At 58.3% G+C, this 23,825-nt stretch carries 25 protein-coding genes and 1 riboswitch; of the genes, 17 read left to right on the plus strand and 8 right to left on the minus strand.

Annotated features, from left to right (window positions below; all coding sequences use genetic code 11):
• Positions 1-192: 192 nt before the first annotated feature.
• On the minus strand, positions 193-1,665 hold the full coding sequence (gene modF / locus F3I20_RS09850; RefSeq protein WP_150037211.1) for a molybdate ABC transporter ATP-binding protein ModF: 1,473 nt from the start codon (positions 1,663-1,665) through the stop codon (positions 193-195).
• Positions 1,666-1,734: 69 nt separating this feature from the next.
• Entirely contained in the window at positions 1,735-2,517 is a 783-nt protein-coding gene (gene modE, locus F3I20_RS09855; protein WP_150012237.1) for a molybdenum-dependent transcriptional regulator, read from the minus strand.
• A 136-nt stretch (positions 2,518-2,653) separates the two neighbouring features.
• Here modE and F3I20_RS09860 point away from each other — a divergent pair, with 136 nt between their 5' ends.
• From F3I20_RS09860 to modC, 4 genes are all read left to right on the plus strand, one after another.
• Complete coding sequence (locus F3I20_RS09860; protein WP_033731900.1) at positions 2,654-2,809, plus strand: AcrZ family multidrug efflux pump-associated protein; 156 nt, start codon at positions 2,654-2,656, stop codon at positions 2,807-2,809.
• 145 nt (positions 2,810-2,954) lie between these two features.
• The gene (gene modA / locus F3I20_RS09865; RefSeq protein ID WP_150037210.1) at positions 2,955-3,728 is read left to right on the plus strand and encodes a molybdate ABC transporter substrate-binding protein; all 774 of its coding nucleotides are present in this window, start codon (positions 2,955-2,957) and stop codon (positions 3,726-3,728) included.
• Positions 3,725-4,414, plus strand: coding sequence for a molybdate ABC transporter permease subunit (modB, locus tag F3I20_RS09870; protein WP_150012233.1), 690 nt, complete (start codon positions 3,725-3,727; stop codon positions 4,412-4,414). Before modA ends, modB begins: the two co-directional genes overlap by 4 nt.
• A complete protein-coding gene (gene modC, locus F3I20_RS09875) occupies positions 4,414-5,472 on the plus strand; it encodes a molybdenum ABC transporter ATP-binding protein ModC (RefSeq protein ID WP_150037209.1) in 1,059 nt (352 codons plus the stop codon). The genes modB and modC overlap by 1 nt, the downstream gene beginning before the upstream one ends.
• Here the strand turns inward: modC and F3I20_RS09880 are convergent, their stop codons facing one another.
• Positions 5,473-6,291: a pyridoxal phosphatase gene (locus tag F3I20_RS09880; RefSeq protein ID WP_150037208.1), complete on the minus strand. Its 819-nt coding sequence runs from the start codon at positions 6,289-6,291 to the stop codon at positions 5,473-5,475.
• 155 nt (positions 6,292-6,446) lie between these two features.
• Between F3I20_RS09880 and pgl the strand changes: the two genes are divergently transcribed.
• On the plus strand, positions 6,447-7,448 hold the full coding sequence (gene pgl / locus F3I20_RS09885; protein ID WP_150012227.1) for a 6-phosphogluconolactonase: 1,002 nt from the start codon (positions 6,447-6,449) through the stop codon (positions 7,446-7,448).
• Positions 7,449-7,703: 255 nt separating this feature from the next.
• On the opposite strand, the gene F3I20_RS09890 is transcribed toward pgl, so the two are convergent.
• Together F3I20_RS09890 and bioA are read right to left on the minus strand one after the other, a co-directional pair.
• A complete protein-coding gene (locus F3I20_RS09890) occupies positions 7,704-8,180 on the minus strand; it encodes a kinase inhibitor (RefSeq protein WP_150037207.1) in 477 nt (158 codons plus the stop codon).
• Positions 8,181-8,255: 75 nt separating this feature from the next.
• Positions 8,256-9,560, minus strand: coding sequence for an adenosylmethionine--8-amino-7-oxononanoate transaminase (gene bioA / locus F3I20_RS09895; protein WP_150037206.1), 1,305 nt, complete (start codon positions 9,558-9,560; stop codon positions 8,256-8,258).
• Positions 9,561-9,646: 86 nt separating this feature from the next.
• On the opposite strand from bioA, the gene bioB reads away from it, so the two are divergent.
• From bioB to bioD, 4 genes are read left to right on the plus strand one after another with little or no spacing between them, the layout of a single operon-like run.
• The gene (bioB, locus tag F3I20_RS09900; protein WP_150037205.1) at positions 9,647-10,678 is read left to right on the plus strand and encodes a biotin synthase BioB; all 1,032 of its coding nucleotides are present in this window, start codon (positions 9,647-9,649) and stop codon (positions 10,676-10,678) included.
• On the plus strand, positions 10,678-11,829 hold the full coding sequence (gene bioF / locus F3I20_RS09905; protein WP_150037204.1) for an 8-amino-7-oxononanoate synthase: 1,152 nt from the start codon (positions 10,678-10,680) through the stop codon (positions 11,827-11,829). The genes bioB and bioF overlap by 1 nt, the downstream gene beginning before the upstream one ends.
• Positions 11,813-12,568: a malonyl-ACP O-methyltransferase BioC gene (gene bioC / locus F3I20_RS09910; protein ID WP_150037203.1), complete on the plus strand. Its 756-nt coding sequence runs from the start codon at positions 11,813-11,815 to the stop codon at positions 12,566-12,568. Before bioF ends, bioC begins: the two co-directional genes overlap by 17 nt.
• Positions 12,565-13,236, plus strand: a complete 672-nt coding sequence (bioD, locus tag F3I20_RS09915) for a dethiobiotin synthase (RefSeq protein WP_150037202.1) — start codon at positions 12,565-12,567, stop codon at positions 13,234-13,236. Before bioC ends, bioD begins: the two co-directional genes overlap by 4 nt.
• Positions 13,237-13,358: 122 nt before the next feature.
• Here bioD and F3I20_RS09920 read toward each other — a convergent pair whose 3' ends face one another.
• Positions 13,359-14,081, minus strand: a complete 723-nt coding sequence (locus tag F3I20_RS09920; RefSeq protein ID WP_110331537.1) for an ABC transporter ATP-binding protein — start codon at positions 14,079-14,081, stop codon at positions 13,359-13,361.
• A gap of 892 nt (positions 14,082-14,973) precedes the next feature.
• On the opposite strand from F3I20_RS09920, the gene uvrB reads away from it, so the two are divergent.
• Positions 14,974-16,995, plus strand: coding sequence for an excinuclease ABC subunit UvrB (gene uvrB / locus F3I20_RS09930; RefSeq protein WP_150012211.1), 2,022 nt, complete (start codon positions 14,974-14,976; stop codon positions 16,993-16,995).
• On the opposite strand, the gene F3I20_RS09935 is transcribed toward uvrB, so the two are convergent.
• Positions 16,979-17,902, minus strand: coding sequence for a gluconeogenesis factor YvcK family protein (locus F3I20_RS09935; RefSeq protein ID WP_150037201.1), 924 nt, complete (start codon positions 17,900-17,902; stop codon positions 16,979-16,981). The two genes, uvrB and F3I20_RS09935, sit on opposite strands and share 17 nt — an antisense overlap.
• 204 nt (positions 17,903-18,106) lie before the next feature.
• A riboswitch (molybdenum cofactor riboswitch) is annotated at positions 18,107-18,240 on the plus strand.
• Between F3I20_RS09935 and moaA the strand changes: the two genes are divergently transcribed.
• The 5 genes from moaA to moaE all read left to right on the plus strand — a co-directional run bounded on the left by moaA (position 18,230) and on the right by moaE (position 20,926).
• On the plus strand, positions 18,230-19,216 hold the full coding sequence (gene moaA / locus F3I20_RS09940; protein ID WP_150037200.1) for a GTP 3',8-cyclase MoaA: 987 nt from the start codon (positions 18,230-18,232) through the stop codon (positions 19,214-19,216). It overlaps the preceding riboswitch by 11 nt.
• A gap of 14 nt (positions 19,217-19,230) precedes the next feature.
• A complete protein-coding gene (gene moaB / locus F3I20_RS09945; RefSeq protein ID WP_150012205.1) occupies positions 19,231-19,746 on the plus strand; it encodes a molybdenum cofactor biosynthesis protein B in 516 nt (171 codons plus the stop codon).
• Positions 19,747-19,748: 2 nt separating this feature from the next.
• On the plus strand, positions 19,749-20,234 hold the full coding sequence (moaC, locus tag F3I20_RS09950; RefSeq protein ID WP_150037199.1) for a cyclic pyranopterin monophosphate synthase MoaC: 486 nt from the start codon (positions 19,749-19,751) through the stop codon (positions 20,232-20,234).
• On the plus strand, positions 20,227-20,472 hold the full coding sequence (gene moaD, locus F3I20_RS09955) for a molybdopterin synthase sulfur carrier subunit (RefSeq protein ID WP_150012201.1): 246 nt from the start codon (positions 20,227-20,229) through the stop codon (positions 20,470-20,472). Before moaC ends, moaD begins: the two co-directional genes overlap by 8 nt.
• A 1-nt stretch (position 20,473) precedes the next feature.
• On the plus strand, positions 20,474-20,926 hold the full coding sequence (gene moaE, locus F3I20_RS09960; RefSeq protein WP_150012199.1) for a molybdopterin synthase catalytic subunit MoaE: 453 nt from the start codon (positions 20,474-20,476) through the stop codon (positions 20,924-20,926).
• Between the two features lie 95 nt (positions 20,927-21,021).
• Here moaE and F3I20_RS09965 read toward each other — a convergent pair whose 3' ends face one another.
• Positions 21,022-21,807, minus strand: a complete 786-nt coding sequence (locus tag F3I20_RS09965; RefSeq protein WP_150037198.1) for an OBAP family protein — start codon at positions 21,805-21,807, stop codon at positions 21,022-21,024.
• Between the two features lie 106 nt (positions 21,808-21,913).
• On the opposite strand from F3I20_RS09965, the gene F3I20_RS09970 reads away from it, so the two are divergent.
• Positions 21,914-23,008 (plus strand): DUF1615 domain-containing protein, encoded by a 1,095-nt coding sequence (locus F3I20_RS09970; RefSeq protein WP_150037197.1) that lies wholly within the window; start codon positions 21,914-21,916, stop codon positions 23,006-23,008.
• A 98-nt stretch (positions 23,009-23,106) separates the two neighbouring features.
• On the plus strand, positions 23,107-23,814 hold the full coding sequence (locus tag F3I20_RS09975) for a Bax inhibitor-1/YccA family protein (protein WP_061061965.1): 708 nt from the start codon (positions 23,107-23,109) through the stop codon (positions 23,812-23,814).
• Positions 23,815-23,825 lie beyond the last annotated feature (11 nt).

Here is a 23,825-nt window from a genome sequence, read left to right on the forward strand (position 1 = left end):
AAGTAGCACATCAGCGCGCACGAAAGCGTGATCAAGTCTGGATAAATGGTATCGTTTACACAAGCTGAATATTCTTATTTCGTGGCGTTGTGTGCAGTAATGCGGGGTAAAAGGCAGGTCTGAATGGTAGCGATTACACAGGTGTGCTTTAAAACGCCGCGAGAGCGGCGTTGAGTGGGCGTTATTAACGCGTTAGCGCAGCGTATCCTGCTGAAAAGCGTAGCCACTCTCATCGGGAACAAAGCTCAGACGATGTGTGATGCAGGCAGGCGCATCTTCGGCATGATGGGAAACAAACAGCAGCTGCGTGCGACCTTCGCCAATCAGCACATCGACGAAGCGCCTTACCAGCTGACGGTTAATCGGGTCGAGTCCCTGAAGTGGCTCATCCAGAATCAGCAGCGTCGGATGCTTAACCAGCGCGCGGGCAATCAGCACCAGCCGCTGCTGTCCCCAGGAGAGTGAATGGAACGGCGCATCGCCCAGCCGGTTATCCATTCCGAGCAGTGTCAGCCACTGTTGTGCCAGCGATTTCTGCCGATCGGATGCCGCCTGATAGAGACCGATGGAGTCGAAGAAGCCCGACAGGATGACCGTCCGCACATTAGTGCTGACGCGATAATCGAGATGCAGACTGCTGCTGACATAGCCAATATGCTGTTTGATATCCCAGATGGTTTCGCCACTGCCGCGACGACGGCCAAAGAGGGTGAGATCATTGCTGTAGCCCTGGGGATGATCGCCGGTTACCAGACTCAGCAGCGTCGATTTTCCGGCACCGTTCGGGCCGGTAATCTGCCAGTGCTCGCCTGCGTTAACCTGCCAGTTCAGCCCCTGAATGACCGGTCGATCGTTGTAGGAGACGGTGCCGTTGCGCAGGATAACGCGCGGAGCATCATCTGCCAGCGAAGGCAGCTGATCCGGCGCATCTGCTTCCGGTAGCGCCATTCCCATCAGCTGTTCACTGTGTGCCAGCTGTGCCACCAGCGCTTCCGTTAAAATCGTCTGGCGTGGGCCACTGTGAGTGAGCGTGCATTCCGCCAGCACACCCACCTGCTGAACGAAATCGGGAATGTCGTCAAAGCGATTAAGTACCAGCACCAGCGTAAACGCCGGATGCTGCAGATTGCGTAGCGTGTCGGTCAGGCTGGCGCGCGACGCCACATCCAGTCCATCAAAAGGCTCATCTAAGATCAGCAAATCTGGCTGGTTCATCAGGGCCTGACAAAGCAGGGTTTTGCGGGTTTCGCCGGTAGAGAGATATTTGAAGCGGCGTGACAACAGCGGTTCGATACCAAACTGCTGAGCCAGTTGTTCGCAACGTTCCGGCTGCTTCACCTCGGCCTGAATCACCTCTGCCACGGTCAGTCCCGTATCCTCTTCACCTTCACTGAGCATGTCGGTGTTATTGCGCTGCCACTCCTGCGCCACCAGCGTCTGTAACTGTTCCAGTGACAGCCGGACCGGCCTGGCGAAATCGCTGCTGACCGAACCGGCCAGCGGCGGCAGTTCACCGGAGAGCGCGCGCGCCAGTGATGATTTACCGCTGCCGTTGGCACCGACAAAGGCCCAGCTTTCGCCGCGCTGCAGTTCCACCTGATTCAGACTCAGTATCCGGGTATCACTAAGATGAAACGTGCCTTGCAAAATATGCAATGAAGCCATGATCTGTTCCATTTTTTGCATCGAGTCACTGAGTTGTAACCATTGCCCGCAATGAAGTCAACTCAACCGCTAGAGCAGGGTAGCGACGATAGCGTTCTCTGCATTGAAACTGGCGATCACCGCATCATCGGGCTGCAGCTTCAGCTGCTGTAACTGTGCATTACTCAGAGTGGCACACAGGGTTTCGCCGCTGGCGAGCTGCATCAGCACCTCACTCATTTGCTCACCCGGTTCGATGGCAGTGACGGTGGCGGTCAGCTGATTGTCTCCCTCTGCGGCGTCACGACTGATGCGGATCCACGGTGCTTTGATCAGCACCAAAACCTCTTTACCTGCCGCCAGCTGCAGACGATCGGCACTGCGCTGGGTCAGCGCAACATTGAGCTGCGTGACGCCATCAGCCAGCTGAATCAACAGATGCTGAACCACCTGCTGCGCATCGTTGCTGACCACGGTGCCGAACAGCTGGTTGCGGGCGCTGGTCTGCAGTGAGAAGCGAGCGATGGCCGCCAGCAGGCTGTCAAGCGGCAGCGTATCCTGCTGCAGCGCATCAAAGGCTTTCTGCTGGATCTGCTCCATCAAATGAAAAAGCTGAATCAGGCGTTCACCGTAGCGGGTCAGCGTGGCACCGCCGCCGCCTTTACCGCCGGTTGCCCGCGCCACCAGCGTTTCATCCGCCATCTGGTTCATCTCATTGATCGCATCCCAGGCACTTTTGTAACTGATGCCAGCCAGCTTTGCCCCCTGACTGATCGATCCGGTCTGCTGGACGCGTTTCAGCAGCTCAATACGCCGCGGATCGGCAAACAGTTTCTGTTGTAAACGGATATGAAGGGACAGTTCGGCTTCCATGACAGCTCCGGCAAAGGGTTAAGGCGAAGGCCGATGATAGCGGCGTTTTATGTCCAAAGTAAAAGCACGAAAAGGGCTGCGCAAAATTTTACTGACCCGTTACAATCACTTTTTTGTTTGCAGAGTGAGACTCTCCATGCTGGAATTACTGAAAAGCCTCGCCGTGGCCGTACTGATGGTCCCTGTGGTAATGGCGCTGATGCTGGGCATGATTTATGGCCTGGGTGAAGTGTTTAATATCTTCTCTAAAGTGGGTCATCGCGAAAAATCTTCAGCCCGTTCCCATAATTAATTTCCGTTACGCCCGCCATCCTGGCGGGCGTCGTCATTTTTGTCCCGCATCGATTCAACCTTCTCTGTCTCCTGCCGATAATTTACTGAACCTCCCTGATATTGCGTTATATTATTCGCTACACAACGAATAGCCGGAGAGAATCATGACATCAACTTACACCCGCTGGGGCGTCGCGGCGCTGGTCACCGTATCGCTGGCCGGACAGGCAGTGGCCGCCGATAACATTACTGTGTTTGCCGCGGCTTCGCTGACCAATGCGATGCAGGATATTGCCAGTCAGTATCAGAAGGAAAAGGGCGTGACAGTCGTCTCTTCGTTCGCCTCATCCTCTACGCTGGCGCGTCAGCTTGAACAGGGTGCGCCTGCCGACCTGTTTATCTCTGCCGATCAGCAGTGGATGGATGATGCGGTGGCGAAGAAAAGCGTGATAACCCGCACCCGCTACACCCTGCTGGACAACGACCTGGTACTGATTGCGCCACGAAGTGCCGCAGCTAAAGCAGTGACGCTGGATCCGCAGACCGACTGGAAAACATTGCTGCACGGCGAACGTCTGGCGGTTGGCGATCCGGACCACGTTCCGGCGGGTATCTATGCTAAAGAGGCGTTGCAAAAGCTGGGAGCCTGGGACGGCGTTGCACCCGCGTTAGCGCCCGCTAATAATGTGCGGGCAGCACTGGCGCTGGTCGAGCGTAACGAAACTCCGTATGGCATTGTCTACGGATCCGACGCGGTCGCCAGCGACAAAGTGCAGGTGGTCGCGCATTTTCCGGCAGACAGCCACAAACCGGTGGAATATCCGATGGCGATCGTAAACGATCACGACACGGCTACCGTTAAAACCTTTTATGATTACCTGAAAGGGCCGCAGGCGGCGGCGATTTTCAAACATTACGGATTCACACCGACGAAATGATACTCAGCGATCCCGAATGGCAGGCAGTGCTGCTTAGCCTTAAAGTCTCTGGCATAGCCGTGCTGGGCAGTCTGCCGTTTGGCATTCTGATGGCCTGGATTCTGGTGCGCTGCCGTTTTCCCGGCAAAGCGCTGCTCGACAGCCTGATCCATCTGCCACTGGTGCTGCCGCCGGTGGTGGTGGGGTATCTGCTGCTGGTTAGCCTGGGGCGACGCGGCATCATTGGTGCAAAGCTGTTTGACTGGTTCGGTTTCAGCTTTGCGTTCAGCTGGCGCGGTGCAGCGCTGGCTTCTGCCGTTATCGCGTTTCCCTTGATGGTACGCGCCATCCGGCTGGCGCTGGAAGCTGTGGATAGCCGGCTGGAGCAGGCAGCGCGCACGCTGGGTGCCGGACGCTGGCGGGTCTTTTTCACTATCACACTGCCGCTGACGTTGCCGGGTGTCATCGCCGGAACGGTGCTGGCGTTTGCCCGGTCGCTGGGCGAATTCGGTGCCACCATTACCTTTGTGTCTAATATTCCCGGTGAAACGCGCACGCTTCCGCTGGCGATGTTTACCCTGATTGAAACGCCCGGTGCAGAGGGTGCGGCTGCGCGGCTCTGTGTGATCGCTATCGTGCTGGCACTGGGTTCACTACTGGCGTCGGAATGGCTGGCACGGGCAAGCCGTAAGCGGATGGGAAGCTGATGCTATCACTCAATTTTATGCAGCAGCAGGGCGAACACCAGCTGGAGGTCAACCTGCAGATCCCGGCCAACGGGATCACCGCCATTTTCGGTGTCTCCGGTGCCGGTAAAACCTCACTCATCAACGCCATCAGCGGACTGACGCAGCCGCAGCGCGGGCGAATTGAGCTTAACGATCGCCTGCTGTTTGATGCGGAGCAGAAGATAGCGCTGCCGCCGGAAAAACGCCGCATTGGCTATGTGTTTCAGGATGCGCGGCTGTTCCCGCATTATCGGGTCCGGGGCAACCTGCAATATGGTATGGCGACGTCAATGAAAGCGCAGTTCGACAGCCTGGTCTCGCTGCTGGGGCTGGAGGCGCTGCTGTCGCGCTTTCCGCTGTCGCTGTCGGGCGGTGAAAAGCAGCGGGTCGCGATTGGCCGGGCACTGCTGACCGCACCGGATATGCTGCTACTGGATGAACCGCTGGTGTCGCTGGATCTGCCGCGCAAACGTGAGCTGATGCCGTATCTGCAAAAACTGGCGAAGCAGGTCGATATTCCAATGCTCTTTGTTTCGCACAGTCTGGATGAGATTCTGCATCTGGCTGATAACGTGCTGGTGCTGGATGAAGGGCGGGTCAAAGCCTTTGGTCCGCTGGAGCGGGTCTGGAGCAGCAGCGCGATGCGGCCATGGCTGCCAGTGAGCGACCTGACCAGCGTGCTGCGGGTGCAGGTGCTGGAGCAGCATCCTGACTATCCAATGACCGCGCTGTCGCTGGGCGATCAGCACATCTGGGTCAGCCGGGTGAATCAGCCAGTGAAAACGCCGCTGCGTATTCGCATTGCCTCATCAGATGTCTCGCTGGCGCTGCAACCGCCACAGCACACCTCCATCCGCAACATTTTACCGGCACAGGTAGTCGAGCTGCTGGAGGTCGGGGACCAGGTGGAGGTGAAGCTGCGTATCGGCATCAGCGAACTCTGGGCGCGCATTACGCCGTGGGCGCGGGACGAACTGGGTATCCGGCCCGAACAGTGGCTCTATGCCCAGATTAAAAGTGTTTCGGTAACGCCCTGATTACAACACGTACTGACGCAGGGTGTCGGCAATGCCGGGTTCAAGATTGGTGCCGATCACCCTTTTCGCCCGCGCTTTGATCGCCTCATCGGCATTGCCCATCGCCACGCCCAGTCCGGCTGTTTCCAGCATGCTGAGGTCGTTGTAGTTATCCCCGAACGCGATCACATCAGACATGCTCAGCCCCAGCGATTCAACCCACTGCGCCAGCCGTTTACCTTTGCTGTTGCCGCCTTTAGCGATATCCACCTGATCGTGCCATGACCATTCGCAGGCCAGCCCCAGCTCCGCTTCCACCGCAGTGGCGAACTGTTGCAGTTCAGGTGTGTTGTCGTGCGACAGGGCAAACTTCCAGATCGAACCGGCGTCACGTGCCGCCTGGGCTAAATCAGGCACCTGACGGAACAGCGGACGCTGATGCTCAGGCAACGATTCGGCCCACTTCAGGGTGCGCATCACATGACCGGTCGGCGTCTGATAGAGCATGGCATCATCCACGTAGAGTAAGCCGTGAATCTGCTGCTGATCCAGCCTCTCAATCACCTGTAACGCCAGTTGCGGGTCGAGAGGATCGGACGCCAGTACTTTTTTTGCCTGGTAATCATACAAATAGGTGCCATTACAGCAGATTGCGGGTGTATCCAGTTGTAGCGCCTGATAAAAAGGGTGGATAGCGCAGTGATGGCGTCCGGTCACGATAGCGACATGAACACCCGCCTGGCGGGCCTGGTTCAGCGCGTCAATTGACTGCGGCAGAATCGTTTTGGCTGGGGTCAGCAGCGTGCCGTCGAGGTCGAGGGCAATTACTCGGTAGCTCATTCATCCTCTCGTTTTTTCAGGTTTGCAGGGGCTGAAGTCTACACCTGTCCACGGTCCGGAGACAAAAAACAGGGCACAAATGATTCCAGCGCAGGGTAATAAAACGCGCTACAGTGATTCACAGATATGATCAGGCAGCAAAAAAAGGAGAATGCATGAAACAGGTTGTCTACACCGCCAGTCCCGAGAGCCAGCAGATTCACGTCTGGCAGATGAATGATGAGGGTGCGCTGACGTTGCTTCAGGTGATCGATGTCGCCGGCCAGGTTCAGCCGATGGTGGTGAGTCCGAAACGCGATTTTCTCTATGTCGGTGTGCGTCCCAATTTTCGCGTGCTGGCGTTCCGGATTGCCGCCGATGGCACGCTGACCGACGCCGGTCAGGCACCGCTGCCGGGCAGTCCGACCCACATTTCCACCGATCGTGAGGGCCGCTTCCTGTTCTGCGGTTCCTACAATGATGCCTGCGTCAGCGTCAGCCCGATTGGTGATGATGGCATTCCACAGGCCCCGCTGCAGGTGATCAACGGCCTGGATGGCTGCCACTCGGCCAATATCGATACCGATAACAAGACACTCTATGTACCAGCACTGAAGCAGGACCGCATCTGTCTGTTTGCGCTGGGCGCAGACGGTCAGCTGACCCCGCGCAGACAGGCGCAGGTCACAACGGTAGAGGGCGCAGGCCCGCGTCATATGCAGTTCCATCCGGGCGGGCAGTTCGCTTACTGCGTTAACGAGCTGGACAGCACGGTTGAGGTCTGGGCATTAAATACCGGAGAAGGCGAAGCTGAAAGCGTGCAGACGCTGGATATGATGCCGCCTGATTTCAGCGGCACGCGCTGGGCAGCCGATATTCATCTGACGCCGGATGGCCGTTTCCTCTATGCCTGCGATCGCACCAGCAGCACGCTGGCGATTTTCAGCGTCAGCGAACTGGGCGATGAACTGACGCTGGAAGGGTTCCAGCCGACGGAAACGCAGCCGCGCGGGTTCAATATCGATCACAGCGGACGCTTTCTGGTGGCGGCGGGACAGAAATCGCATCACATCGAAGTCTATGCGATTAGCGAACCGAAAGGGCTGTTACAGCCGCTGGGACGTTATGCGGTAGGGCAGGGCCCGATGTGGGTGGTGATTCACCAGCTGCAGGCGTAACGCATCCTGAAAAACGCCTCTCCTGAGCGGGAGAGGCGTGAGATTGTTAACGAAGTCTGCCACTGCCAGCTATGAGATCGTGCAGACACAGGGAACAGGGTCAGATCAGAAAGACGCAAAAGCCGCCATCCATGGCACGCTCGGCCCGCGCCATCCCTGGCGCGGGACGCTTTCCTCTTCTGACCCTGTTCCCTGCTATTTAAGCTAATGCGTTGCTGCCAGATCATTTAGCTTTGGGTTTGTCAGTTGTCAGTCTTACTGATAATTCACGGTCAGTGAGGCGCTCGCCAGTGCGTGAAAATGCACTTTAAAGCCGACCATTGCGCCACTGGCGTCTTCATCCACCTCAATCGTCTCCACATCCAGCGCATGCACGGTGAATATGTAGCGATGGGTTTCGCCCTGTGGCGGTGCCGCGCCACCATAGCCCGCCTGACCAAAATCGGTACGGGTCTGAATTGCGCCTGCTGGCAGTGACGCTTTGCCGGAACCGGCACCCTGCGGCAGTGATGTGGTGCTGACCGGAATATTCGCTACGACCCAGTGCCACCAGCCGGAACCCGTCGGCGCATCAGGATCGTAGCAGGTCACCACAAAACTTTTGGTCCCTTCCGGGGCCGCTTCCCAGGCAAGATGGGGAGAAATATTCTCGCCCTGATAACCCATGCCGTTGAAAACATGCTTTTCTGGCATCTTCTCACCGTCATTAAAATCCTGACTAAAAACGCGCATCACATCTCCTTAACTGTCGATGAATAGCCTTTCATCATAACCAAAAGCGCCATCAGTGCCAGCGGTCAGCCCGCTTCAGGCGGCAAAATGTTGCGAATGTGCCAGTGCGTTGCCAATGGCCTGCACCAGCTGACTCAACGCCTGGGGCGTGATGATGTAGGGCGGCATCAGGTAGATCAGGCGGCCAAACGGCCGGATCCAGACACCCTGTTCAACAAAGAATTGCTGCAGCGCCGCCATGTTGACCGCCTGGTGTGTTTCCACTACGCCAATCGCCCCCAGCACGCGCACCTCAGCCACCTGCGGTGAACGGCGCAGCGGCAACAGCTCAGCCCGCAGCTGCTGTTCGATCGCGGCTACCTGACGCTGCCAGTGACCGTCCGCCAGCATGCTCAGGCTCTCCGCCGCCACCGCGCAGGCCAGCGGATTCCCCATAAATGTCGGGCCATGCATAAAACAGCCTGCCGCGCTGCGGCTGATGGTATCAGCCACCTCGCGGGTGGTCAGGGTCGCCGCCAGCGTCATCATGCCGCCGGTCAGTGCCTTTCCGACGCAGAGAATATCCGGGGTAATACCCGCATGTTCACAGGCAAAGAGCTTACCGGTGCGGCCAAATCCCGTGGCGATCTCATCCGCAATCAGCAGCACGCCATAGCGATCACACGCTTCCCGGACCTGCTGCAGATAGCGCGGATGATAGAAACGCATCCCGCCTGCACCCTGCACAATCGGCTCCAGGATCACCGCCGCCAGCTGCCTGTGATGCTGTTCGATCAGCCGGGCAAAATCCTCGACGTCGCGCGCATCCCATTCATCATCAAAACCGCAGGCCGGTGCCGCCGCAAAGTGGTGCTCAGGCAGATAACCGCGCCACAGGCTGTGCATCGAGTTCTCGGGATCACAGACCGACATCGCGGCAAAGGTATCGCCGTGATAGCCGCGCTTGAGCGTCAGAAACTGCTGACGCGTCTCACCCCGGCCCAGCCAGTACTGCAGCGCCATTTTCATCGACACTTCCACCGCGACCGAGCCGGAATCGGCCAGGAAAACGCACTCCAGCGCCTCAGGCGTCATCGCCACCAGTTGACGGCAGAGCGCCACTGCTGCCGGATGGGTAATGCCGCCAAACATCACGTGCGACATCTGCGTGACCTGCTCCGTCAGCGCCCGGTTCAGGCGCGGATGGTTGTAACCATGAATCGCCGCCCACCACGAGGACATGCCATCCACCAGCTCACGGCCATCGGCCAGCTGCAGCTGAAAACCCTGCGCGGCGACGACCGGGTAGCAGGGCAGCGGATCCTGCATCGAGGTGTAGGGATGCCAGATATGCTGGCGATCAAAACGGGCATCATCCAGGGCGAAAACAGAGGTAGTCATCGGAGTTGTAAACCAAAATAAAAAAATATAGTTTACAAGTATACCCCTGCTTTCTGTCGGGATGACACCCTTTTCTGGAGTACGTAATGGCTCAACGCTGGACAATTGCACAGGCGCAAGCGCTGTTTGAACAACCTTTTCTTGAACTGATGTTTAAAGCGCAGCAGGTGCATCGTCAGCACTTCGACCCGCGCCAGGTGCAGGTCAGTACCCTGCTGTCGATCAAAACCGGTGCCTGCCCGGAAGATTGCAAATATTGCCCGCAGAGCGCGCGCTACAAGACCGGCCTGGAGTCGGAACGTCTGATGGAAGTGGAAGAGGTGCTGACCTCCGCGCGTCAGGCCAAAGCCGCCGGTTCGACCCGTTTTTGCATGGGTGCCGCGTGGAAAAACCCGCACGAGCGCGATATGCCTTACCTGGAAAAAATGGTTGAAGGCGTAAAGGCGATGGGAATGGAAACCTGCATGACGCTCGGTACGCTCAGCGATCAACAGGCGCAGCGGCTGGCGGGCGCGGGTCTCGATTATTACAACCATAACCTCGACACCTCACCGGAATTCTACGGCTCTATCATCACTACCCGCAGCTATCAGGAACGTCTCGATACGCTGGGCAAAGTGCGTGACGCCGGTATCAAAGTCTGTTCGGGCGGCATCGTCGGCCTGGGCGAAACCGTGAACGATCGCGCCGGTCTGCTGGTGCAGTTAGCCAATCTGCCGACCCCGCCGGAGAGCGTGCCGATCAACATGCTGGTGAAGGTCAAAGGCACGCCGCTGGCGGACAACGATGACGTAGAGCCGTTCGATTTTATCCGCACCATCGCGGTGGCGCGCATCATGATGCCGACCTCGCATGTGCGTCTCTCCGCGGGCCGCGAGCAGATGAGCGAGCAGACTCAGGCGATGTGCTTTATGGCCGGGGCGAACTCGATTTTCTACGGCTGCAAGCTGCTGACCACGCCGAATCCGGAAGAGGATAAAGACCGCGTGCTGTTCCACAAACTGGGGCTGAACCCGGAGCATACCCACACCCAGCATGGCGATCAGCAGCAGGAAGAACAACTCAGCGAGCAGCTCTTGCATGCTGACACTGAACAGTTCTACAACGCGGCGCTGTAATGAGCTGGCAGCAACGACTTCAGCAGGGGCTGGCGCAGCGCCGTGCGGCCGATGGCTGGCGACAGCGTCGAATCATCGATCAGCAAGCCACCCGCACGTTAGAGAGCGGCGGCCGCCGTTATCTTCACTTCTCCAGCAATGACTATCTCGGTTTAACCCGCCATCCGGCGGTGATTGCGGGCTGGCAGCAGGGCGCAGCGCTGGCGGGTGCGGGCGCGGGTGCCTCGGGACACGTCACCGGTTATCACCGTCAGCATGCCGAACTTGAGGCCCAGCTGGCCGACTGGCTGGGCTACGACCGCGCGCTGCTGTTTATCTCCGGGTTCGCGGCCAATCAGGCGGTAATTCATCTGCTGGGGGAGAAAAACGATCGCATTCTGGCCGATAAGCTCAGTCATGCCTCGCTGCTTGATGCCGCCAGCCACAGCCCGGCGCAGCTGCGCCGTTTCAGTCACAACGACCCGGAGAGTCTGGCAGCACGGCTCGCGTCACCCTGCGAGGGCGAGACGCTGGTGGTGACCGAAGGGATTTTCAGCATGGATGGCGACAGCGCGCCGCTGGCTGCGCTGGTACAACAGACGCAGCAGGCACAGGGCTGGCTGCTGGTAGATGATGCGCACGGCATCGGCGTGGTGGGTGAGCAGGGGCGCGGCAGCTGCTGGCAGCAGGGCGTTAAGCCGGAACTGCTGGTGGTCACCTTTGGCAAAGCGTTTGGCGTCAGTGGTGCCGCACTGCTGTGCGATGCGGATACCGCCGACTATTTCCTGCAGTTCAGCCGGCATCTGATCTACTCCACCGCCATGCCCGCTGCACAAGCCACCGCGCTGCAGGCGGCGCTGCGCGAAGTTCAGCGGGGCGATGCGCTGCGCCAGCAGTTGCAGCAGAACATTGCGCATTTCCGGCGCGGGGCGGCCTCGCTGCCGTGGCGATTGATGGACTCTGCCAGCGCGATTCAGCCGCTGCTGATAGGTGAAAACAGCGATGCAATGGCGCTCTCTCAGCGGCTGGCGGAGGCGGGCTGCTGGGTCAGTGCGATCCGACCGCCTACCGTGCCGCCGGGGACGGCCCGGCTGCGTATTACCCTGACTGCGGCACATCGCCCTGAAGATATCGATGTGCTACTGGAGGCGCTGTATGACGCTGCGGGTTGATAAGAAGGCGGTAGCTCGCGCCTTTGGCCGGGCGGCCAGTCATTATGATGCCCATGCTGCGCTGCAACGGCTTAGCGGCGATGCGCTGCTGGCTCGCGCACCGGCTCACAGCGGCGTGCAGCTGCTGGATGCCGGGTGTGGCACCGGCTGGTACAGCAGGCTGTGGCACGAACGCGGCAAACAGGTGACGGCGCTGGATCTCTCTCCGCAAATGCTGCAACAGGCACGCCGCAACAACGCAGCCCAGCACTATCTGGCGGGCGACATCGACGCACTGCCGCTGGCGGATAACAGCTTTGACCTGGTCTGGAGCAACCTGGCGGTGCAGTGGAGTGACGATCTGCCCGGCGCGCTGGCCCAGTTCCGGCGCGTACTACGACCCGAGGGCACGCTGCTGTTTTCTACGCTGGGCGACGGTTCGTTGCAGGAGGTACATGAAGCCTGGTCCCATCTGGATGCGTTACCCCATGCTAACCGCTTTCTCAGCGAGACGCAGATTGCGGCGGCCTGCCACGCAGAGCAACTGTATTGCAGCGCGGAAAGAGTGACGCTGCATTTTCCCGATGCGCTCAGTGCCATGCGTTCGCTGAAAGGGATTGGCGCGACCCATCTGCATCAGGGCCGCGACGGGCAGCTACTCACCCGACAACGGCTCAACCAGTTAGAGGCACACTGGCCGCGCGATCGTCACGGCTATCGCCTGAGTTACCATTTAATCTATGGAGTCACGCTTTCATGAAACGGTTTTTTATTACCGGCACCGACACCGAAGTCGGTAAAACGGTCGCCAGCGGCGCACTGTTGCAGGCGGCGGCTGCCGCGGGCTACCGCTGTGCAGGCTACAAGCCGGTTGCGTCAGGCTGTGAGATGACGCCTGAAGGCATTCGCAACAGTGATGCGCTGGTGCTGCAGCGCTTCAGCAGCGTGCCGTTGAGCTACCAGCAGGTCAATCCGCTGGCGTTTATGGAACCGACCTCGCCGCACATCGTCAGCGCCGAAGAGGGCAGGCCGATCACTCATCTGGCACTGTCAGCAGGTCTGGCGGCGCTGGAGCCGCTGGCAGACTGGATTCTGGTGGAGGGGGCGGGTGGCTGGTACACCCCGCTGTCAGAGACGCACACCTATGCGGACTGGGTGGTCAGCGAACAGCTGCCCGTGATTCTGGTGGTGGGAATTAAGCTCGGCTGCATCAATCACGCCATGCTCACCGCCGAGGCGGTGCGCGCGTGCGGTCTGCCGCTGGTGGGCTGGATTGCCAATACCGTCGAGCCGCCAGGCAAACGCTATCAGGAATATCTCTCCAGTCTGAAGCAGCGACTGCCTGCCCCCTGTCTGGGTACGATTCCGTATCTCACCGATGCGGCGCAGCAGGCCTCCTGTGGACACTATCTGACGCTGCCAGAGTAAAAGCCTGGCCCCACAGACTTTTTGTTTTATCAGTCTCAGCCTGTGCAGTGCTTGCCCGCCTGAACGTCAGGTTATTCGGTGCTGTCTGCATTCCTGACATCTGCCAGGGCAGAGACTCAGCGTCAGGCGACCGTCAGCCACTTATCCACGGTGTGGTCATCGAGCTGCTCCATGCTGCCCTGCGCCACATTACGGCCACGGTGCAGCAGCAGGAAATAGTCCGCCACCCGCCGAATCAGCGACAGGCGCTGCTCCAGCAGCAGGATGGTCAGCCCGTAGTCGAGGTTAAGCCGGCGGATCAGGTTGCCCATCTCCTCTTCCAGCCACGGCGACATCCCATCGGTCGGCTCATCCAGAATCAGCAGTTTGGGCTGCAGCACCAGCGCGCGCGCCAGGGCCAGCTGTTGCTGCTGATCAATGGGCAGATCGCCGCTGCGTTGCTGGCGCAGTGAGTAGAGCGCCGGGAACAAATCAAATACCATTTCAGGAATGGCACGATGACGGTCGCGCTGGCTGGCTCCCGCCAGCAGGGCAATCAGCAGGTTATCTTCCACGCTCATCTGGGTAAAAATATGGCGGCCCTGAGGCACATAGCCGATGCCCATCTGCGCCCGCTGTTCGGCCGGTTGCAGCAGCAAATCCTCCGGCGGCGAGCCATCCTCTTTCCAGGAAATTGTGCCGCTGTTAATCGGCAATCTGCCCATAATGCAGTTGACCAGCGTGGTTTTGCCCATGCCGGGACGGCCCAGAATGCCGGTGCAGGTGCCAGGCGACAGCTCCAGATCCACATCCCACAGAATATGGTTCTGACCGTAAAATTGATTTACCGAACGTAGACTCAGCATCTGACACTCTCCTTCCCGATCATTAGCCTGATTGCTTCCGCTCTTTGTCGTCTGGCAAACAAGTCATCAGCAACGGCAGCCTCACCATTGCAGCACAGTGCGCGTAAAGCGCGGCGACGTTACTGACTCCTGCAATTCCCAGGCCAGATCTTAAAACGGCCCTGTTTCCTGCTGCAGTGCGCCGTATCAGGAACAAAAGGTGAGAAAAACTTATCAATTTCCCATGGTCATCACGCGCCTGCACTTTTACAGTGCCTGCGGGCGCTGTTTGTGGTGCAGACGTGCTGCAGTCATGCAGAATGTCTGATTAAGAATCTTAGTGTAATGGTGAGAATTTGCGTGCCATGCCAGAAGACAGATTAAAAATGCAGAATAATCCGTCAGCGGTTGACGCGAAATTTAACGCAAAAAAAATTATTTTGACCGGGGCGGGAGGGCAGGGAAAAATTATACACAGCAGATGGCGGCGGGGCTGCCATCACTTATCCACCATTCCTGTGGATAACCTTGTGCATTAGGTAATGAAAACCGGTTGGAAGCGAGGAAATACGCGGCCTGGTAACATAATGACGAGATTCTGGCCTTATAAGCTTAAGTCAATAAAATCAGCTGGTTATCAAAAAACAAGCCTGCGAATTCTCTGTCAGGTAACCGAACTGTAATTTTGTGACGTTCTATTGACAAATGTTAAATCCGATCCTGGTCTGGGGATAACATTGCGCAACTGGCTTTACAATGACACGCCTGCAATGCGGGTAAGCTTAGTACGGTCCTGATTGCATCAATCCTGCCCGATTACTGTTTTTATATCCAGTATTATTTTCTGGCAAAATCACCATAGCAGAGTAAAATAAGTGCCTGCCCGCCGACTTCTCCAGCAGGAAATGCATTCATGACCAAAGTTTTTAAACTCAATTCCGCCTTTAAACCTTCGGGCGACCAGCCTGAGGCGATCCGTCGCCTGGAAGAGGGGCTGGAGGATGGACTGGCCCATCAGACTTTATTAGGCGTGACCGGCTCCGGTAAAACCTTTACCGTCGCCAACGTGATTGCCGACCTCAACCGCCCGACGATGGTGCTGGCACCGAACAAGACGCTGGCGGCTCAGCTCTATGGCGAGATGAAAGAGTTTTTCCCGGATAACGCCGTCGAGTTTTTCGTCTCTTACTACGACTACTATCAGCCTGAAGCCTATGTGCCGAGCTCCGACACCTTCATTGAAAAGGATGCGTCGGTGAATGAACACATCGAACAGATGCGTCTGTCTGCGACCAAGGCACTGCTGGAGCGGCGCGATGTCATCGTGGTGGCGTCGGTTTCGGCGATCTACGGTCTGGGCGATCCCGATCTTTATCTGAAAATGATGCTGCACCTGACCCGCGGCATGATTATCGATCAGCGCAGCATCCTGCGCCGTCTGTCAGAGCTGCAGTACACCCGCAACGATCAGGCGTTCCAGCGCGGGACCTTCCGGGTGCGTGGCGAAGTGATCGATATCTTCCCGGCGGAGTCGGACGATATCGCGCTGCGTGTCGAACTGTTTGACGAAGAGGTCGAGCGTCTGTCGCTGTTTGACCCGCTGACCGGCCAGATCGAGTCGGTGGTGCCGCGCTTCACCATCTATCCCAAGACGCACTACGTTACGCCGCGTGAGCGCATTCTGCAGGCGATGGAAGAGATCAAAGTCGAGCTGGCGGACCGCCGCCGGGTGCTGCTGGAGAACAATAAGCTGCTGGAAGAGCAGCGCATCACCCAGCGTACCCAGTTTGACCTGGAGATGATGAGTGAGCTGGGTTACTGCTCCGGCATCGAGAACTACTCGCGCTACCTCTCCGCACGCGGACCGGGCGAAGCGCCACCGACGCTGTTTGATTATCTGCCTGCCGATGGCCTGCTGGTGGTGGATGAGTCCCACGTGACCATCCCGCAGATTGGCGGCATGTACAAAGGTGACAGGGCGCGCAAAGAGACGCTGGTGGAGTATGGTTTCCGCCTGCCGTCGGCGCTGGATAACCGTCCGATGAAGTTTGAAGAGTTTGAGGCGCTTGCCCCGCAGACCATCTATGTCTCGGCAACGCCGGGCAAATATGAGCTGGAAAAATCGGGCGATGAAGTGGTCGATCAGGTGGTACGTCCTACCGGCCTGCTGGACCCGATCATCGAAGTGCGTCCGGTCGGGACGCAGGTCGACGATCTGCTGTCTGAAATCCGTCAGCGCGTGGCGATCAACGAACGTGTGCTGGTGACGGTGCTGACCAAGCGCATGGCGGAAGATCTTACCGAGTATCTCACGGAGCATGGCGAGAAAGTGCGCTATCTGCACTCCGATATCGACACCGTAGAACGTATGGAGATTATCCGCGACTTACGTCTGGGTGAGTTTGATGTACTGGTAGGCATCAACTTACTGCGTGAGGGGCTGGATATGCCGGAAGTGTCGCTGGTGGCGATTCTGGATGCGGATAAAGAGGGCTTCCTGCGTTCCGAACGATCGCTGATTCAGACCATTGGTCGTGCGGCGCGTAACATCAACGGCAAGGCGATTCTTTATGGCGATAAAATCACGCCGTCAATGGCGCGCGCTATTGAGGAGACGGAGCGCCGCCGTGAGAAGCAGCAGCTGCACAACGAGCAGAACGGCATTGTGCCGCAGGGCCTGAATAAGAAGATCACCGATATTCTGGAACTGGGCAACAACGTGGTGAAAACCCGTGGTAAAGCGAAACCCGCCCGACCTGGCGAAGCTCAGGCACTGGCCGATTTGCAGCTGCTAACGCCGCAGGCGCTGCAGAAGAAGATCCACGAGCTGGAAGGGCAGATGCAGCAGCACGCGCAGAACCTGGAGTTCGAACAGGCAGCCAGCGTGCGCGATCAGCTGCATGAGCTGCGAACGCTGTTTATCGCGGCCTCGTAGCGCCGTCAAAGCCCTGAATGGCGTGTTCCAGCGCCACCCGTAACAGCTGGCGGTCGTGACGATATTTAATGTCAGCGGCCTCCAGCGGTTCACGGACAATCAGCCGGTTTTTAATGCCCTCAGTGGCGACCGCCGGACCGACCACGACCGCATCAATCACCCGCTTGCCGATATAACGTTCCATCATCTGAAGCTTGTCAGCCACCGAAAGACTCGCCGCGGCGGGACTCAGCTCGCGACCCAGATTACCGATAAACACCATAGTGGCAGGCGTGCGACGCAGTGCCTGCGCCATCTCTTCCATCAGCAGAACAGGCATCAGGCTGGTATAGAAACTGCCTGGGCCAATCAGGATCAGATCCGCTTCTGCAATGGCCTGTAGCGCTTCCCGCGTCGGCTGGACGTTGGGATGCAGCATCAACTCCTGCGGCGGCTGCTTCATCTCGTCAATCGCGGTTTCACCGTAAACCATATTGCCTTCGGCATCCATCGCCACCAGATCTACCGGCTGCTCCGACATCGGGATTAAAAAGGCGTCGACCTTCAGCAGGTTACGGATGATATTGATCGCTTCCAGCGGGCGAACGCTCAGATGATCCAGCGCCCGCAGCATCAGATTACCGAGATTGTGTCCGGCCAGTTCGCCGTTACCGGCAAAGCGATACTCGAACATCGCGGAGGCGACGCTCGGTTCTGCAATCAGCTGGTTAAGACAGTTACGCATGTCGCCCCAGGCGATACCGCCTTCGGATCGACGAATGCGGCCGGTCGATCCCCCGTTGTCGGTGGTGGTGACGATGCCGGTGAGACGTGAGCCCAGCGGGGAAAGGGCCGACATCACGCGGCCTAAACCGTGTCCGCCGCCCAGTGCCACAACGCGATCAAGATCGGCCAGTGTGCGATTCATACTTCTCCTTACTCTCCTTTCGCGTAGCGTGGCTCTAAACGCTAAGCCCGCGCGGATGACTTGCGTCAAAATCTGGATCGCATTTTAACGTATCCTGTCGCGAAAATGCGGTGAAAATTCGATATGTATAAGAATATATAGCGAAAAGAGCAAATGGAAGAGTGGCGTAATTCACGCTACCATCATGTTTACCGCGCTGATCAACGGGTCAGCGTACACTCAAGCCTGAATGCCTAAGTCTGCGGATAGGGGGTTCAGGCCGTAGCCATTGAGCTGCCAGGGTGCAGGAAGAAATGACTGCATCTCCCAATCTGGAAAGGTGTTCTGGTGTCACAATTTAATGATGCATACGCGCGTAAGTTCTATTACCTGCGCCTGTCGGTCACGGATGTCTGTAATTTCCGCTGTACCTACTGTCTTCCTGACGGCTACAAACCGCAGGGAATTCGTAACAAAAGCTTTCTCTCTCTGGATGAAATCCGCCGCGTCACGCGGGCTTTCGCCGCAGCCGGAACCGAAAAAGTGCGGCTGACCGGCGGTGAGCCGTCGCTGCGCCGTGATTTCACTGACATCATTGCGGCAGTGCGTGAAAACGCCGCTATCCGTCAGATCGCAGTGACCACCAATGGATACCGGCTGGCGCGCGACGTGAAGCAGTGGCGCGATGCGGGTCTGACCGCACTCAACGTCAGCGTCGACAGCCTGGACGCCCGTCAGTTTCACGCCATCACCGGCCAGGATAAATTCCATCAGGTGATGAGCGGCATTGATGCGGCGCTGGACGCCGGTTTTCGCCAGGTCAAAGTCAACAGCGTGCTGATGCGCGATCTCAACAGCCGTAATCTGGCCACCTTCCTCGACTGGATCCGCACCCGTCCGATTCAGCTGCGCTTTATCGAACTGATGGAGACTGGCGACGGCGGCACGCTGTTCCGCGATCAGCACGTGTCCGGCATGGTGATCCGCGATCAGCTCATTGCCCAGGGCTGGCAGCGCCGTGAAAGTGGGCGCAGTGACGGCCCGGCGCAGGTCTTTTACCATCCCGATTATGTCGGCGAGATTGGCCTGATCATGCCTTATGCCAAAGATTTCTGTGCCAGCTGCAACCGTCTGCGCGTCTCGGCGCAGGGTAATCTGCACCTGTGCCTGTTTGGTGACGGCGGCATACCGCTGCGTGACCTGCTGGCATCCGATGAGCAGCAGGCCGAACTGCAGGCGCGCATCGCCAGCAGCCTGGGACAGAAGAAGCAGACGCACTTCCTGCATCAGGGCAACACCGGTATCACACAGAATCTCTCTTACATTGGCGGCTAATTTCAGGAGGAAGTATGGGTAAACCAGCCAGCGAATTTCAGGCCGTGCAGATTGCGGTGATGACGGTGTCAGACCGTCGCGATGCCAGCAACGATACCTCCGGCGACTATCTGCGCGAGGCGGCAACGGAAGCGGGTCATGAGGTAGTCGATCACGCCATCGTGCCGGATAACCTTTATCGCATTCGCGCCACCGTATCGCGCTGGATCGCCAGTGACGATGTCCAGGTGGTGATCATCAATGGCGGCACCGGCTTTAACCTGAAAAACAGCACGCCGGAAGCGCTGCTGCCGCTGTTTGACCGCGAGATTGACGGATTTGGCGAACTGTTCCGGATGATCTCCTATGAGGAGATTGGCGGCTCGACGTTGCAGTCGCGCGCCATTGCCGGTCTGGCAAACGGGACGCTGATTCTGGCCGTGCCGGGTTCGACCAGCGCCTGTCGCACCGCCTGGGAGCGCATTATTGTCGAACAGCTTGATGCGCGTACTGCGCCCTGTAATTTTGTCTCACATCTGAAGAAACGGTAAGTATGTCTCAACTCACACACATAAACGCTGCGGGCGAAGCGCACATGGTGGATGTTTCCGCCAAGGCTGAAACCGTGCGTGAAGCGCGCGCCGAAGTGCTGGTGCTGATGCAGCCGGAAACGCTGCAGATGATTATCGACGGCAGCCATCATAAAGGGGATGTCTTCGCTACCGCGCGCATCGCCGGGATCCAGGCAGCAAAACGCACCTGGGAGCTGATCCCGCTCTGTCATCCGCTGATGCTGAGCAAAGTGGAAGTGAACCTCGAAGCAGAACCTGCACAGAACCGGGTCCGCATCACCTCGCTCTGCCGACTGACCGGCAAAACCGGCGTCGAGATGGAAGCGCTGACGGCCGCCTCGGTTGCCGCGCTGACCATTTACGACATGTGCAAAGCCGTGCAGAAGGATATCGTCATCGATCAGCTGCGCTTAATCAGCAAGCGCGGCGGCAAAAGCGGCGATTTTCAGGCGGTCGCCCATGATTAAGGTGCTGTTTTTCGCCCAGGTGCGTGAGCTGACCGGCACCGCATCCCTTGAGGTTAACGCTGACTATCCGGATGTGGCGGCGCTGCGCGCTGCGCTGGCCGAACGCGACCATCGCTGGGCGCTGGCATTGGAGTCGGGCAAACTGCTGGCGGCCGTCAACCAGACGCTGGTGCCGATGAGTCACCCGCTGCACGCCGGTGATGAAGTGGCCTTTTTCCCGCCCGTGACCGGAGGCTGAGATGGAAACACAGATTTGCGTCGGCCCCGCACCCTTTGATATGGCGGAAGCGTATCGCTGGCTGGCGGCCTGTGATGAAGATGGAGCGGTAGTGACTTTTACCGGCAAAGTGCGTAACCACAATCTGGGTGATAACGTGGCGGCGCTGACGCTGGAGCACTATCCCGGCATGACCGAAAAAGCGCTGCAGGAGATTGTTGATGCGGCACGCGAACGCTGGCCGCTGCAGCGCGTCACGGTGATCCACCGCGTCGGCGAGCTGTTTCCCGGCGATGAGATCGTGCTGGTGGGCGTGACCAGCGCCCATCGCGGCAGCGCCTTTTCGGCCGCGGAGTTCATCATGGATTACCTGAAAACCCGCGCGCCATTCTGGAAGCGCGAAGCGACAGAGCAGGGCGATCGCTGGGTGGATGCTCGCGACAGCGACTACCAGGCGGCCCGGCGCTGGGACTAAGGCATTAATGGCACAAGCGGGCAGAGGTTTCTCCGCCCGCTGCGTTACCGCTGATCCTATCCGCGTCACAGCCCGCTAACACGCATACACAACGCCTACGGTTGCTTCAGCTGCTCCGCCGGACCAAAGCTGGTCTGACCGTGGCTGTGCTCACCACCACCGCTGGTGCGCTTAAGCTGAATAACCTGGCCCTTCTCCCAGGCGTTAGCCCCCGGGGCCGCCGGATGCGCCACGATATCCGTCCGCTCGGCCCGGATCTGCTTACTGTCCACGCCAAAGCGACGATCGCGATCTGCCAGCAGCCGGGAATCCATCTGACCATCTTCGGTAAAGCCCATCATCAGCGCCGGAATGCCGATCGGCAGCGTTTTGTCGCGATCGGTGTGCCAGGTGTGCCAGGTTTTGCCATAGGTATTCACAATGCGGGTCATCAGCGCATGGTCGGCAACTTTCGGTAAGCCTGGCGCGATCAGCGTGCCCGATTTCACCTCATACTGATGGCTGTGCCACAGCTTCTTCTCTTCGGGCGGCAGGGTCTTAAACAGCCGTTCGCTGATGATGTACTCCACGCCCATCAGTCGCGCGTCGCGCGTGTTGCCGTCGTAAATCACCGCCTGCATCACATCGTCGTTCAGCACGGTGACATAGTGGTGTGCCTCCATCTGACCGTTTTTATCGCCGTTATAAAAATGGAAGCCATCGAGATAGGTATTGATGGCGTCAATAGGCGGACGGGACTGCATCACGCTGGCGCCGCTCTCCAGCACTTTCAGTGAAGAGGAGGTGGGCGGGCCCGGTGACTGCACCTGGGCAGGCGTATTATTAGCGCCGCAGCCGGTTAATAACAGGCTGAACGCCGCAACAGGCCAGAGTTTAAACATCGTAAGTTCCTTTAACGTTAAAAAAGGTAACCTTAGTTCAGTTCTCTCCTGCCTGTGAAACTCTGGCGATGATAGAGTAGGGTTTTGGTTCATTCTGAGGACAGGCATGTCATCCACCCCGATTCTGCAACGTCTGACACTGGTTGCCGCACTGGTGCTGGCGGGTTGTAGCAGCAAGAAAACCCCCGAGGCGCCCGCGCGGCAGCCTGAAGATGTCAAAGCACAGATCCAGCGGCTGCTGCCGTCGCACGTCAGCAATAAAGCGGCCTGGAGCGACGATATCTACACTACCTTCCGCACGCAGCAGCTCGAACCCAGCGCCAGTAACCTCTGCGCGGTGATTGCCGTGGCGGATCAGGAGAGCAACTTCAGCGCTGAAGCTGCCGTGCCGGGACTGCCGAAAATCGCCTGGGGTGAGATCAACCGCCGTGCGGCCCAGGTGCATGTGCCTGCCTTCCTGGTACGCACCGCGCTGCAGATTAAATCGCCGACCGGCGAAAGCTATGCGGCCCGGCTCGATAAAGTACGCAGTGAAAAAGATCTCAGCGCCATTTTCGATGACCTGATCGACATGGTGCCGATGGGCCAGACGCTGTTTGGCAATCTCAATCCGATCCACACGGGTGGGCCGATGCAGGTCAGCATTGCGTTTGCCGAAGCGCACGCCAAAGGCTACCCGTGGCCGGTAGATGGCACGATCCGGCGCGAAGTCTTTACCCGTCACGGCGGGATCTACTTCGGCACCCTGCACCTGCTTGGCTATCCGGCTGACTACAGCCAGCCGCTCTACCGTTTTGCCGACTACAATGCGGGCTGGTATGCCAGCCGCAACGCGGCGTTCCAGGCGGCGGTGTCAAAGGCCACCGGCATGAAGCTGGCGCTGGATGGCGACCTGATCCTCTATGGCTCAGACGCGGCAGGCGGTACCGAACTGGCAGTGCGCACGCTCTCGAAGCAGATCGATATGAGCAACAGCGCCATTCGCCGCGACCTGGAGAAAGGAGAGAAAGAATCGTTCAGCGACAGCGAACTCTGGAAACAGGTCTTTGCCCTGGCGGATAAAATGGCGGGTCGTAAGCTGCCGCGCGAAATGCTGCCAGGTATTAAGCTGGAAAGCCCGAAAATTACCCGGAATCTGACGACGGCGTGGTTTGCGCAGCGCGTCGACAGCCGTTATCAGCAGTGTCTGTCGCGGCGTTAACCGGCATGTTGTGGCACAGTTGAGCTGAGCTGTGCCACACTTAACTCTGGCATGGCTCCCGGCAGGGCGCTGTTCATCCGTTTAACAAGAGGTGCATCATGGACCGATATCCACGCAATGATTCCATCGTTCAACCCGCATCTCGCGGTTTACAAGCCTATATGGCGCAGGTCTATGGCTGGATGACCTGCGGTCTGTTACTGACCGCATTTGTCTCCTGGTTCGCGGCGCGCACGCCCGCGGTGATGGAGCTGGTGTTTGCCAACCGCATAACCTTCTTCGGGCTGATTATCGCGCAGCTGGCGCTTGTGTTTTTTCTGTCAGGCATGGTGCATCGTCTGAGCGGAGCCGTGGCCACCGGGCTGTTTATGCTCTATTCGGCGCTGACCGGCATTACTATGGCGAGTATCTTCCTGGTCTACACCTACTCCTCCATTGCCAGCACCTTCTTTGTCACGGCGGGGATGTTTGGCGCGATGAGCTTTTACGGCTATACCACCAAACGCGATCTGAGCCGTTTTGGCAGCCTGCTGTTTATGGCGCTGATAGGCATTGTGCTGGCATCGCTGGTGAACTTCTGGCTGAAAAGCCCGGCGCTGATGTGGGCGATTACCTACATCGGTGTGGTGGTGTTTGTGGGATTAACCGCTTATGACACGCAGAAGCTGAAAAACATCGGTGAACAGATCGATGCCCGCGACACGGAAAACCTGCGTCGCTACTCGATCATGGGCGCGCTGACGCTCTACCTCGACTTCATTAACCTGTTCCTGATGCTGCTGCGGATTTTCGGTAACCGCCGCTGATTTTCAGTGTA

It is taken from the genome of Candidatus Pantoea gossypiicola (assembly GCF_008632075.1).
GTDB classification, from domain to species: domain Bacteria; phylum Pseudomonadota; class Gammaproteobacteria; order Enterobacterales; family Enterobacteriaceae; genus Pantoea; species Pantoea gossypiicola.

Coding starts and splice junctions, on each gene's coding strand:
- modA (WP_150037210.1), top strand. CDS start 2,955: ATGACATCAACTTACACCCGCTGGGGCGTCGCGGCGCTGGTCACCGTA.
- moaC (WP_150037199.1), top strand. CDS start 19,749: ATGTCTCAACTCACACACATAAACGCTGCGGGCGAAGCGCACATGGTG.
- modE (WP_150012237.1), bottom strand. CDS start 2,517: ATGGAAGCCGAACTGTCCCTTCATATCCGTTTACAACAGAAACTGTTT.
- moaE (WP_150012199.1), top strand. CDS start 20,474: ATGGAAACACAGATTTGCGTCGGCCCCGCACCCTTTGATATGGCGGAA.
- bioA (WP_150037206.1), bottom strand. CDS start 9,560: ATGACTACCTCTGTTTTCGCCCTGGATGATGCCCGTTTTGATCGCCAG.
- modF (WP_150037211.1), bottom strand. CDS start 1,665: ATGGCTTCATTGCATATTTTGCAAGGCACGTTTCATCTTAGTGATACC.
- F3I20_RS09860 (WP_033731900.1), top strand. CDS start 2,654: ATGCTGGAATTACTGAAAAGCCTCGCCGTGGCCGTACTGATGGTCCCT.
- bioF (WP_150037204.1), top strand. CDS start 10,678: ATGAGCTGGCAGCAACGACTTCAGCAGGGGCTGGCGCAGCGCCGTGCG.
- bioC (WP_150037203.1), top strand. CDS start 11,813: ATGACGCTGCGGGTTGATAAGAAGGCGGTAGCTCGCGCCTTTGGCCGG.
- moaB (WP_150012205.1), top strand. CDS start 19,231: ATGGGTAAACCAGCCAGCGAATTTCAGGCCGTGCAGATTGCGGTGATG.
- F3I20_RS09890 (WP_150037207.1), bottom strand. CDS start 8,180: ATGCGCGTTTTTAGTCAGGATTTTAATGACGGTGAGAAGATGCCAGAA.
- modB (WP_150012233.1), top strand. CDS start 3,725: ATGATACTCAGCGATCCCGAATGGCAGGCAGTGCTGCTTAGCCTTAAA.
- F3I20_RS09975 (WP_061061965.1), top strand. CDS start 23,107: ATGGACCGATATCCACGCAATGATTCCATCGTTCAACCCGCATCTCGC.
- uvrB (WP_150012211.1), top strand. CDS start 14,974: ATGACCAAAGTTTTTAAACTCAATTCCGCCTTTAAACCTTCGGGCGAC.
- bioD (WP_150037202.1), top strand. CDS start 12,565: ATGAAACGGTTTTTTATTACCGGCACCGACACCGAAGTCGGTAAAACG.
- moaD (WP_150012201.1), top strand. CDS start 20,227: ATGATTAAGGTGCTGTTTTTCGCCCAGGTGCGTGAGCTGACCGGCACC.
- F3I20_RS09970 (WP_150037197.1), top strand. CDS start 21,914: ATGTCATCCACCCCGATTCTGCAACGTCTGACACTGGTTGCCGCACTG.
- pgl (WP_150012227.1), top strand. CDS start 6,447: ATGAAACAGGTTGTCTACACCGCCAGTCCCGAGAGCCAGCAGATTCAC.
- F3I20_RS09880 (WP_150037208.1), bottom strand. CDS start 6,291: ATGAGCTACCGAGTAATTGCCCTCGACCTCGACGGCACGCTGCTGACC.
- F3I20_RS09935 (WP_150037201.1), bottom strand. CDS start 17,902: ATGAATCGCACACTGGCCGATCTTGATCGCGTTGTGGCACTGGGCGGC.
- F3I20_RS09965 (WP_150037198.1), bottom strand. CDS start 21,807: ATGTTTAAACTCTGGCCTGTTGCGGCGTTCAGCCTGTTATTAACCGGC.
- modC (WP_150037209.1), top strand. CDS start 4,414: ATGCTATCACTCAATTTTATGCAGCAGCAGGGCGAACACCAGCTGGAG.
- bioB (WP_150037205.1), top strand. CDS start 9,647: ATGGCTCAACGCTGGACAATTGCACAGGCGCAAGCGCTGTTTGAACAA.
- F3I20_RS09920 (WP_110331537.1), bottom strand. CDS start 14,081: ATGCTGAGTCTACGTTCGGTAAATCAATTTTACGGTCAGAACCATATT.